The sequence below is a fragment of the Mesorhizobium sp. L2C066B000 genome, assembly GCF_000502335.1.
Classification (GTDB): domain Bacteria; phylum Pseudomonadota; class Alphaproteobacteria; order Rhizobiales; family Rhizobiaceae; genus Mesorhizobium.
Map to the genome: position 1 here is coordinate 67,326 of NZ_AYWZ01000026.1, position 11,018 is coordinate 78,343.

At 66.8% G+C, this 11,018-nt stretch carries 8 protein-coding genes and 3 pseudogenes; all 11 read left to right on the forward strand.

Going from position 1 to position 11,018, the window contains the following annotated elements; translation table 11 throughout:
- Nucleotides 1–269: 269 nt before the first annotated feature.
- Complete coding sequence (locus X733_RS137550; RefSeq protein WP_023820284.1) at nucleotides 270–1,475, forward strand: cytochrome P450; 1,206 nt, start codon at nucleotides 270–272, stop codon at nucleotides 1,473–1,475.
- A gap of 91 nt (nucleotides 1,476–1,566) precedes the next feature.
- A complete protein-coding gene (locus X733_RS137545; protein ID WP_031194226.1) occupies nucleotides 1,567–2,856 on the forward strand; it encodes a cytochrome P450 in 1,290 nt (429 codons plus the stop codon).
- 1 nt (nucleotide 2,857) lies between these two features.
- Nucleotides 2,858–3,145: pseudogene (locus tag X733_RS1000000171555) on the forward strand (ferredoxin); the annotation flags it as partial.
- Between the two features lie 6 nt (nucleotides 3,146–3,151).
- Complete coding sequence (locus X733_RS0136170) at nucleotides 3,152–3,994, forward strand: SDR family oxidoreductase (protein WP_031194228.1); 843 nt, start codon at nucleotides 3,152–3,154, stop codon at nucleotides 3,992–3,994.
- Entirely contained in the window at nucleotides 3,994–5,337 is a 1,344-nt protein-coding gene (locus X733_RS137540; protein WP_023708845.1) for a cytochrome P450, read from the forward strand. The genes X733_RS0136170 and X733_RS137540 overlap by 1 nt, the downstream gene beginning before the upstream one ends.
- Before the next feature lie 121 nt (nucleotides 5,338–5,458).
- Complete coding sequence (locus X733_RS137535; protein ID WP_023820287.1) at nucleotides 5,459–6,460, forward strand: polyprenyl synthetase family protein; 1,002 nt, start codon at nucleotides 5,459–5,461, stop codon at nucleotides 6,458–6,460.
- Nucleotides 6,461–6,606: 146 nt separating this feature from the next.
- Nucleotides 6,607–7,785, forward strand: a pseudogene (locus tag X733_RS137530) (hypothetical protein); the annotation flags it as partial.
- Nucleotides 7,786–7,819: 34 nt separating this feature from the next.
- A pseudogene (locus tag X733_RS1000000169070) lies at nucleotides 7,820–8,263 on the forward strand (hypothetical protein); the annotation flags it as partial.
- Nucleotides 8,260–9,162, forward strand: coding sequence for a hypothetical protein (locus tag X733_RS137520; protein ID WP_031194233.1), 903 nt, complete (start codon nucleotides 8,260–8,262; stop codon nucleotides 9,160–9,162). The pseudogene X733_RS1000000169070 and the gene X733_RS137520, both read left to right, overlap by 4 nt.
- A gap of 85 nt (nucleotides 9,163–9,247) precedes the next feature.
- Nucleotides 9,248–10,294 (forward strand): type 2 isopentenyl-diphosphate Delta-isomerase, encoded by a 1,047-nt coding sequence (fni, locus tag X733_RS137515; RefSeq protein ID WP_031194235.1) that lies wholly within the window; start codon nucleotides 9,248–9,250, stop codon nucleotides 10,292–10,294.
- A gap of 410 nt (nucleotides 10,295–10,704) precedes the next feature.
- Nucleotides 10,705–11,018: IS256 family transposase (locus tag X733_RS0136175; RefSeq protein ID WP_031194237.1), on the forward strand; the 314-nt coding region annotated here is incomplete at its 3' end.

Genomic DNA, 11,018 nt, shown 5'->3' on the forward strand with positions numbered 1-11,018 from the left:
CCCAACAGCTCGCCGCCCTTGTCGACCCTTGCGCAGGAAAGCTTGGCCGGCGGCGGCTCAAATGCCCACCGCGCCGACTTTGTCCTGACCTAGAAGGTGCAAGATAACGTTCCGCATCTCGCCGCGCGATGTGCCTAGACAGTTACGCGTTAGCCGTTCTTGATAATCGGTCTGCCTTCGGAGGACGTCATCTATATGCCGTCTTAGGTCTTCGCTGCCGCAGCGCCCGCCGGTCACCTTCCGCCCTCGCTATTGAGTGAAGTGCCACCATGTCCGAACAACCCTTGCCGACGCTGCCGATGTGGCGCCTCGATCACATTGAGCCATCGCCCGAGATGTTGGCGCTACGCACCAATGGTCCGATCCACCACGTGCGCTTCCCGTCCGGGCACGAAGGCTGGTGGGTCACAGGCTATGACGAGGCCAAGGCGGTGTTGACCGACGCGGCGTTCCGGCCCGCGGGAATGCCGCCGGCGGCATTCACCCCGGATTCGGTGATTCTCGGTTCGCCAGGATGGCTGGTCTCGCACGAGGGGGGCGAGCATACGCGGCTACGCACGATCGTGGCGCCGGCCTTCAGCAACGGCAGGGTGAAGCAGCTCGCGCAGCAGCAGGTGGAGGCGATCGCCGCGCAGTTGTTCGAGACGCTGGCGGCCCAGCCCCAGCCCGCCGATCTGCGGCGCCACCTCTCCTTTCCGCTTCCTGCGATGGTAATTGGCGCGCTGATGGGCGTGCTTTACGAGGATCACGCCTTTTTTGCAGGGCTGTCCGACGAGGTGATGACGCACCAGCATGAAAGCGGCCCGCGAAGCGCGTCGCGCTTGGCCTGGGAAGAACTCCGCGCCTACATTCGCGGCAAGATGCGGGACAAGCGCCAGGATCCGGGCGACAACGTGCTGACGGATCTGCTCGCGGCGGTCGACCAGGGCAAGGCGACCGAGGAAGAGGCGATCGGCCTGGCGGCAGGCATGCTGGTGGCGGGGCACGAGAGCACCGTGGCACAGATCGAATTTGGCCTGCTGGCCATGTTCCGCCATCCGCAACAGCGCGAACGCCTGGTGGGCGATCCATCCCTGGTGGACAAGGCCGTGGAGGAAATCCTGCGCATGTACCCGCCGGGCGCCGGCTGGGACGGCATCATGCGCTATCCGAGGACCGACGTGACCATCGCGGGCGTGCATGTTCCCGCAGAGAGCAAGGTGCTGGTCGGCCTGCCGGCGACGTCGTTCGATCCGCGCCATTTCGACGACCCGGAAATCTTCGACATCGGACGTGACGAAAACCCGCACCTGGCGTTCTCCTACGGGCCGCACAGCTGCATCGGCTTGGCGCTGGCCAGGCTGGAACTAAAAGCGGTGTTCGGTTCGATCTTCCAGTGCTTTCCCGCGCTGCGCCTGGCGGTGGCGCCCGAAGAACTGGAGTTGCGCAAGGAGATCATCACTGGCGGGTTCGTGGAGTTCCCGGTGCTCTGGTGATGCGCGGACGCCACGAGGAATCGCGATGTCCTCGAATTGCCGGCGCCCCTGCCGCGCGCCGATCAGATCAGCCAACCAACAGGTGACCAAGATGGACGTGCAAGAAACCACGGCAGCATGCCGGGACGCCTTCGCCGAACTCGCGTCGCCAGCGTGCGTTCAGGACCCGTACCCATTCATGCGGTGGTTGCGCGAGCACGATCCGGTACATCGCGCGGCGTCGGGCCTCTTTCTGTTGAGCCGCCACGCCGACATCTACTGGGCGCTCAAGGCCACGGGCGATGCTTTTCGGGGGCCGGCGCCAGGCGAACTGGCGCGCTATTTCCCGCGTGCGGCGACCAGCCTGTCGCTAAGTCTGCTGGCGTCCACTTTGGCGATGAAGGAACCTCCAACGCATACGCGTCTGCGCCGGCTGATCTCGCGCGATTTCACCATCGGCCAGATCGACAAGCTGAGGCCGGCCATCGCTCGCATTGTCGCAGCGCGCCTGGACGGCATGGCGCCCGCACTGGAGCGCGGGGAGGCAGTGGACCTGCATCAGGAATTCGCGCTGGCCTTGCCCATGCTGGTTTTCGGCGAACTGTTCGGCATGCCCCCGGACGACATTCTCGGGCTCGTCACCGGCATCAGCGCCATTCTGGAAGGCCTGAGCCCGCACGCCAGCGATCCCCAGCTCGCCGCGGCGGACTCGGCCAGCGCCAGGGTTCAGGCCTACTTCGGCGACCTCATACAGCGCAAGCGCTCCGATTCCAGCCACGACATCGTGTCAATGCTGGTCGGCGCACACGACGGCGATGCCGAGATGCTGTCGGATACGGAATTGATCAGCATGCTCTGGGGCATGTTGCTGGGCGGCTTCGCCACCACTGCCGCGGCCATCGGCCATGCTGTCCTGGCGATGCTGGCGTATCCCGAACAGCGGCACTGGCTGAAAGGAGATGCCATGGGGGTAAAGGCATTCGTCGAAGAAGCCCTGCGCTACGACGCGCCCGCCATGTTCAGCTCCATTCCGCGTATCGCCCAGCGCGACATCGAACTGGGCGGCGTGGTGATCCCGAAGAACGCGGACGTGCGCGTTCTGATCGCGGCCGGCAATCGCGACCCGGACGCCTTCGCCGATCCGGACCGCTTCGATCCCGTGCGGTTCTACGGCACCAGTCCTGGCATGTCGATCGACGGGAAGATCATGCTGACCTTCGGCCACGGCATCCACTTCTGCCTTGGTGCGCAACTGGCCCGGGTGCAGTTGGCCGAAAGCCTGCCGCGGATCCTGGCGCGCTTCCCCACGCTGGCATTGGCCGAGCAGCCGACCCGGGAGCCCTCCGCGTTCCTTAGGACGTTCCGCGCGCTGCCGGTGCGGCTGCATGGGCAGGAGGGCTGAGATGCGCGTCGTGGTCGATCAGGATCTGTGCGGAACTACCGGGCAGTGCGTGCTGACGCTGCCGGGCACCTTTCGCCAGCGCGAACCGGACGGCGTGGCCGAAGTGTGCGTGGCGATGGTCCCGCAGGCGCTGCACGCCGCCGTGCGGCTTGTGGCCAACCAGTGCCCGGTCGCCGCCATTCGGGTGATCGAAAGCGACGCCGGCCATGACGAGCGCGCCAGCGCCGACCCTGCGCCTTCTCCGGCGCAGGCCGAGCGGCATGCCGCGAAAGAACAATGCAATTCAGGAGGCACGATGGGACGGTTTGAAGGCAAGGTGGCCGTGGTGACCGGCGCCGGCGCCGGCATCGGCAAGGCATGCGCTCTCGCCATCGCGCGCGGGGGCGGCAGAGTGGTGGTGGCCGACATTGATGGCTCGGCGGCCATCGCCTGCACCGCGCAGATCGCGGCCGATGCAGGCCACGCGCTGCCCATAGCCATGGATATCGCCGATGACCAGGCGGTGGCAGCGCTGTTCGAGGTGGCGGAGCGGCACTTCGGGGGGGTCGACCTGCTGGTGAACAATGCGAGCGCCATGCATCTGACCCCGCGCGACCGCGCGATCCTCGACCTGGACCTGGCAGTCTGGGACCAGACCATGGCGACCAATCTGCGCGGCACGCTGCTCTGCTGCCGGCAGGCCATCCCACGAATGATCGCCCGCGGCGGTGGCGCGATCGTCAACATGTCATCGTGCCAAGGGCTCAGCGGTGACACGGCGCAGACGTCCTACGGCGCGTCGAAGGCGGCGATGAACTTGCTCTCGGCTTCGCTCGCCACCCAGTACGGTCATGCGCAGATCCGCTGCAACGCGGTTGCGCCGGGTCTTATCATGACCGAGCGTCTCCTCGCCAAGCTGGACGAGTGCATGCAACGGCATCTGCGCCGGCACCAGCTCCTGCCGCGCGTCGGCCGCCCCGAGGACGTGGCCGCACTCGTGGCGTTCCTGCTCTCCGCCGATGCTGCGTTCATCACCGGCCAGGTCGTGTGCATCGATGGCGGCATGCTGGCGCATGTGCCGACATACGCCGACGGCGGCAACAGCTGCGCCGCGCGCCCTGTCGGCGACACCGAATCGGCGGCGGCGGCGCGCTGCTGATGGACATGCTGCTCAACCCGCTCAACCGTCGGCACCGGCTGCGGTGCGACATCCCGGTCATGCCTGGCGCTTTCCCCCTGGTCGGGCATCTTCCCGCCATTGTCTGCGACCTGCCGCGCCTGCTGCAGCGAGCAGAACGGACCCTGGGCAGCCACTTCTGGCTGGATTTCGGCCCTGCCGGACATCTGATGACCTGTGTGGATCCGGACGCTTTCTCACTGCTCAAGCACAAGGACGTGTCCTCGGCGCTGATCGAAGAGATCGCGCCCGAATTGCTTGGCGGAACGTTGGTTGCCCTGGACGGCGGCGCGCACCGGCAGGCGCGCGATGCCATCAAGGCAGCGTTCTTGCCCAAGGGGCTGAGCCAGGCCGGGATCGGCGACCTGTTCGCGCCGGTCATCCAGGCGCGGGTGCAGGCGTGGCGCGCCCGTGGCGAGGTAACGATCCTGCGCGAGACCGGCGACCTGATGCTGAAGCTCATCTTCAGCCTCATGGGAATCCCCGCGCAGGACCTGCCGGGATGGCATCGCAAGTACCGGCAATTGCTGCAGTTGATCATCGCGCCACCGGTTGACCTGCCCGGATTGCCTTTGCGGCGCGGCCGCTCCGCCCGCGACTGGATCGACGCGCAGTTGCGCCGGTTCGTCCGCGATGCACGCGCGCATGCCGCGCGCACCGGGTTCATCAACGACATGGTGAGCGCTTTTGACAGCAGCGACGGTCCGCTCTCCGATGACGTCCTGGTCGCGAATATTCGCTTGCTGCTGCTTGCCGGTCACGACACCACTGCCTCGACGATGGCCTGGATCGTGATCGAGCTGGCGCGGCAGCCTGTGCTGTGGGACGCCCTGGTCGAGGAGGCGCAACGCGTGGGCGCGGTGCCGACCCGGCACGCGGACCTGGCGCAGTGTCCGGTCGCCGAGGCGCTGTTCCGCGAGACACTGCGCCTGCATCCGGCGACCACGCTCCTGCCGCGTCGCGCGCTGCAGGAATTGCAACTCGGCCAACGGCGCATTCCCGCGGGCACCCACCTATGCATCCCGCTGCTGCATTTCTCGACCTCGGCGCTGCTGCACGAGGCGCCTGATCAGTTCCGCCTGGCGCGGTGGCTGCTACGCACAGAACCGATCCGGCCCGTGGACATGCTGCAGTTCGGTACCGGCCCACACGTCTGCATCGGCTACCACCTGGTATGGCTGGAAATGGTGCAGTTCTGCATCGCCTTGGCGCTGATCATGCACAAGGCCGGGGTGCGGCCGCAGTTGCTGAGCGACGTCGAAAAAGGCCGGCGCTATTACCCGACCGCACATCCGTCCATGGCAATCCGCATAGGCTTCTCATGAGCTGCCGTCGCACGCCCTGTGTGGCAAGGCAGCGGCGCCGGCGGGGCGCGGCATTGCTGCACTCAGCGCACGCACTCGTGTGACGACTTGCGCTCGCCGTGGCCGTCTCAGCTACAAGGACATGAACAACATGCAAACCGGTTCCACAATACACGACGACCGAACTGGCGTTTCCGCATTCGGCGGGTTGGGCGCGCAGGCGCGCGGCGCATCTGGCGGGCTGCTCCCGGAGATTTGGATGCAGGACGGCGCAAAGCGGGTCGAACAGGCGCTGGCGCGTCTGCTCTGCGCCGAAGACGACGGTAAGACAGAGCTGATGGCAGCCATGCGCTACGCCACCTTGCATGGCGGGAAGCGCACCAGAGCCTTGCTCTGTCTGGCTGCCGGCGCACTGGCGGGCACGCCGGCGCACATGCTCGACGACGTCGGTGCCGCCATCGAGATGATGCACGCCTGTACCCTGGTCCACGACGACCTGCCCGCGATGGACGACGACGTGCTTCGCCGCGGCCTTCCGACCGTGCACGTAAAGTTCGGCGAAGCCACTGCGATCCTGGTCGGCGATGCGCTGCAGGCCCACGCCTTCCTGACCCTGGCGAGCCTGGATGCGCCGGGCGACAATCGTATCGCGCTCGTGCGTGAACTGGCGCAGGCGGTGTCCGCCGAGGGTGCCGCAGGCGGGCAGGCCATGGACCTGTCGCTGGTCGGAAAGCACGCCGGGCTGGACAGGATCCTGGCGATGCACCGGATGAAAACCGGAGCGCTAGTGCGCGCGTCGGTTCGCATGGGCGCGCTATACTCCATCGCGGAGGATGCCGCGCACACTACGCTGTACAGTGCGCTCGATCGCTACACCGCCTGTTATGGCCTGGCGTTGCAGGTGGCCGACGACATTCTCGACGCGACGGCGAATACCTCGACTCTTGGCAAGACCCCCGGCAAGGACGCGGCCGCGCAGAAGCCGACCTGCGCGTCGATCATGGGGTTGCAGGCAGCGCGCCAGTTCGCGCTGTTTTTGTTGCACGACGCCGGGGAGGCCATCGTCCCTCTGGGGGCGCGTGCGGAAAGGTTGGCGCAGATGCTGCAGCGGGCCAACGTCTATCTGTCCGCGCCATACGCATGAGCGCGCCCAACCGTAAGGACTCGCCCCTATGCTGGTGCGATCGGCCGGCGGGCGCTGCATGCTGCACTGTGTCCGTGTCGGCGGCGACGTGCGCGGCGTCTGCCCGTTTCTGTTCTCGTTGGCCCTCTGCAGAAGGAACATCCCCCGTGAACGCGCTGTCCGAACAGATCCTTTCCGAATTGCGCCACCTGCTGAGCGAGATGAGCGACGGCGGCAGCGTCGGTCCGTCCGTATACGACACGGCGCGAGCTCTGCAGTTCGACGGCAAAGTCATCGGTCGGCACGAGGCATACGCGTGGCTCATCGCGCAGCAACAGGCCGATGGCGGATGGGGAGGTGCGGACTTCCCGCTGTTTCGCCATGCGCCCACCTGGGCGGCGCTGCTGGCATTGCAGCGTGCCGATCCTCTTCCCGGCGCCGCCGACGCAGTCCAGGCTGCAATCCGGTTCCTCGAGCGCCAGCCCGATCCCTACGCGCATGCGGTGCCCGAAGACGCGCCCATCGGCGCGGAGCTGATCATGCCGCAGTTGTGCGACGAGGCCGCATCCTTGCTGGGCGCCTTGGCGTTTCCGCGCCACCCGGCACTGTTGCCGTTGCGGCAAGCACGCCTGGTCAAGCTGGGGGCTGTGGCGACATTGCCGACCGGCCATCCGTTGCTGCACTCCTGGGAAGCGTGGGGGGCGTCGCCGGCCACCGCATGCCCGGACGACGACGGCAGCATCGGCATCAGTCCGGCGGCCACCGCCGCGTGGCGTGCGCACGCCGTGACACAGGGAAGAACGCCGCAGGTCGGGCGCACCGACGGGTATCTGCAGGCGGCATCGCGGGCAACGCGCACCGGCATCGAAGGTGTCGTTCCCAACGTCTGGCCGATCAATGTGTTCGAGCCATGCTGGTCGCTGTACACCCTGCATCTGGCCGGTCTGTTCGCGCATCCCGCGCTCGCCGAAGCGGTGCAAGTGATCATCGCGCAGCTCGACGCCCGCCTCGGAGTCCGCGGTCTGGGCCCTGCCTTGCACTTCGCGGCCGATGCGGACGACACCGCCGTTGCGTTGTGCGTCCTTCGCCTTGCAGGCCGCGACCCGGCGGCCGACGCGTTGCACCAGTTCGAAACCGGCGAGCTCTTCGTCACCTTCCCGGGCGAGCGCAATGCCTCGGTGTCGACCAACATCCATGCCCTGCATGCGTTGCGAATGTTAGGAAAACTCGCCGCCGGCACCAGCGCCTACGTCGAGGCCAATCGCAACCCGCACGGTCTATGGGACAACGAAAAATGGCACGTTTCGTGGCTGTATCCCACCGCGCATGCGATTGCTGCGCTCGCGCTGGCGGCGCGACAGGTTTTGCGGCGTTTCGACNGGTCTATGGGACAACGAAAAATGGCACGTTTCGTGGCTGTATCCCACCGCGCATGCGATTGCTGCGCTCGCGCAAGGCAAGCCCCAGTGGCGCGAGGAGCGCGCGCTGACAGCGCTGCTGCAGGCGCAGCGCGATGACGGCGGCTGGGGCGCCGGTCGCGCGTCCACATTCGAGGAAACCGCCTATGCGCTGTTCGCGTTGCACGTGATGGACGGGAGCGAAGAGCCGGCAGGACGCCGGCGCATCGCGCAGGCGGTGGCGGGTGCGCTGAAGTGGATGCTCGCCCGCCACGCAGCGCACTCACTGCCCCAGACACCGCTGTGGATCGGCAAGGAACTGTATTGCCCCACCCGGGTGGTGCGCGTGGCCGAACTCGCCGGGTTGTGGCTGGCGCTTCGTTGGGGGCGGCGCGTCTCGGCCGAGGGAGCAGGAGCGGGGCCATGATCCCGACCCATCGCGCAATGCAACAGGTGCTGGAGTGGGGGCGTTCCCTGACCGGGTTCGCCGACGAGCATGGCGTGGAAGCAGTCAGGGGCGGCCAGTATATCCTACAGCGCATCCATCCGAGCCTGCGCGACACCAGCGCCCGCACCGGCCGCGATCCGCTGGACGAAACGCTGATCGTGGCCTTCTATCGCGAACTGGCGCTGCTGTTCTGGCTGGACGATTGCAACGACCTTGACCTGATCGCGCCGGAGCAGCTCGCCGCGGTGGAGCAGGCGCTGGGGCAGGGGGTGCCGTGCGCGCTACCAGGATTCGAGGGCTGTGCTGTGCTGCGCGCTTCGCTCGCCGCGCTCGCCTACGATCGTCGCGACTATGCCCAGCTTCTCGAGGATACCCGGTGCTACTGCGCGGCGCTGCGTGCCGGACACGCGCAGGCGGTAGGGGCGGAGCGCTGGTCCTACGCCGAGTACTTGCAGAACGGCGTGGATTCGATCGCCTACACGAACGTGTTCTGTTGCCTGTCGTTGCTGTGGGGGCTGGACATGGCGACCTTGCGCGCGCATCCGGCGTTTCGCCAGGTCCTGCGGCTCATCTCCGCGATAGGGCGCTTGCAGAACGATCTGCATGGACAAGAAAAGGATAGGTCGGCCGGCGAGGCCGACAACGCGGCGATCCTGCTGCTGCAGCGCTATCCGGCCATGCCTGTCGTTGAGTTCCTCAAGGACGAGCTGGCCGGCCACACACGCATGCTGCACCGGGTAATGGCGCAAGAACGCTTTCCCCGGCCGTGGGGACCGCTGATCGAAGCCATGGCGGCCATCCGCGCGCAGTACTACCAGACCTCAAACAGTCGCTACCGCAGCGACCCTGCGGGGGCAGCCCAGCGTGCGCCGGCCTGAACGCGGGGGAAACGGCGGCGTGCGCGCGCTGCCGTCGGTCCGACCCGACGCAACGCCGTCGCCCGATGACGCGGATGGAGCGAGCATCAGCGACACCAAGTTGAGCCGGCGCAAGGACGACCATCTGGACATAGTGCTGAATCGGCGAACGGCACGGGCCAAGGCCGCCGGCTGGGAGTACATCCGTTTCGAACACTGCGCATTGCCCGAGTTGGATCTGACGCAGATCGACCTGAGCGCCTCACTGCTGGGCAAGACCATGCGCGCGCCGCTGCTGATCAGCTCCATGACCGGCGGCACGCCACGCGCCGAGGCCATCAACCGGCATCTAAGCGAGGCAGCGCAAGCCTTGGGGATCGCTATGTGCGTCGGTTCGCAGCGCGTGAGCCTGCAATCCCGCAACTCCCAAGGGCTGACGCGCGCGCTGCGCCGCCAGGCCCCAGACGTTCCCTTGCTGGCCAATATCGGCGCCGCGCAACTGCGTGAGGCCGACGGCCTGGACCTAGCGCACCGGGCGGTGGATGCACTGGAGGCCGATGGACTCATCGTCCACCTCAATCCGCTGCAGGAAGCGGTACAGCCGGAGGGCGACCGCGACTGGCGCGGCGTCCTGGCGCAGATCGCTCGCGCCGCGCGCAGCATGGGGGTGCCGATCGTGGCCAAGGAAGTGGGGTCGGGCCTCTCTGCCTCGGTGGCTTGTGCGCTCGTTCAGGCGGGCGTGGCGGTGATCGATGTCGCCGGCGCCGGCGGCACCAGTTGGGCCGCGGTGGAGGGCGAGCGGGCCCCCGATGCCGCCGACCGTACAGTTGCGATGGCGTTCGCCGATTGGGGGATCCCGACCCCGGCCAGCGTGCAGGCGGTACGTCGGGCGCTGCCAGCGGTGAAGCTGATCGCGTCGGGCGGGGTCAGCGACGGCGTCGACGTGGCCAAGGCTATCCGCCTGGGCGCGGACATCGCCGGGCAGGCAGCCGGCGTGCTGCGCGCGGCTACGGTATCCACCGAGGCCGTTGTCGCGCATTTCGAGATCGTCATCCGCCAGTTGGCCGTCGCCTGCTTCTGCACCGGCTCGGCTGATCTGGCGGCGTTGCGTCATGCCCGCTTGTTGCCCTCGGCGCATCTGACCGCCGCTTGACGGCGGCGCCGCCCGTACGTGCGGCGGACGCTAGTCTTACTGGGTCAGAAAGTCTCGGAAGCGGGGGATTTGCGCTGTGTTCGGGTGCTGCTTCGTGATCAAGCTGTATTCGACGGCTATGTCGATGCTTTGATCAGGGTGATCGGTCATGCCGACCTAGCCGAGCCCCTGAAGGGGTCGGAACATGGTGCGCCGGGAGACCGGCAGGGAGTAGATGGTGCAAATCCATCGCAATGAAGGAGTATTCCTGCAAGCAACGGAGAAGGTAAGCCAGCCTCAATCCCTTGTTTTTGCTTGGTGTTATGCAAATTAGGCACCGATCCACATTGCCCCGGTAGTGTGCTGAGAGTTCTGCAAATTCGCTGAGAGGGGGCGGTCATGGCAGGCTGGTGATTGTTCACGTCACCNCCATGACCAAGACTGAAGTTAAGACCGCCAGCGCTGCCGTCAAAGACATTTTGCTTTCGAACCCGGATGGATTGCACGAAGTGCTCCGTGCGGTGATGCAGGAGGTGCTTGAGGCCGAGATGGACGAGGTGCTGGGTGCCTCGAAGAGCGAGCGCACGCCCGAACGGCTTGGCTATCGCTCGGGCTATTACGGCCGCACCCTTGTGACGCGGGTCGGCAAGCTCGAGCTGCGGGTTCCGCAGGACCGGGCCGGGCGCTTCTCCACCGAGCTGTTCGAGCGCTACCAGCGTTCCGAGCGGGCCTTGGTGGCGACGCT

Bases quoted from the DNA above. Each gene is read 5' to 3' on its own strand.
- X733_RS137550 (WP_023820284.1), top strand. From the start codon at position 270: ATGTCCGAACAACCCTTGCCGACGCTGCCGATGTGGCGCCTCGATCAC.
- X733_RS137545 (WP_031194226.1), top strand. From the start codon at position 1,567: ATGGACGTGCAAGAAACCACGGCAGCATGCCGGGACGCCTTCGCCGAA.
- X733_RS0136170 (WP_031194228.1), top strand. From the start codon at position 3,152: ATGGGACGGTTTGAAGGCAAGGTGGCCGTGGTGACCGGCGCCGGCGCC.
- X733_RS137540 (WP_023708845.1), top strand. From the start codon at position 3,994: ATGGACATGCTGCTCAACCCGCTCAACCGTCGGCACCGGCTGCGGTGC.
- X733_RS137535 (WP_023820287.1), top strand. From the start codon at position 5,459: ATGAACAACATGCAAACCGGTTCCACAATACACGACGACCGAACTGGC.
- X733_RS137520 (WP_031194233.1), top strand. From the start codon at position 8,260: ATGATCCCGACCCATCGCGCAATGCAACAGGTGCTGGAGTGGGGGCGT.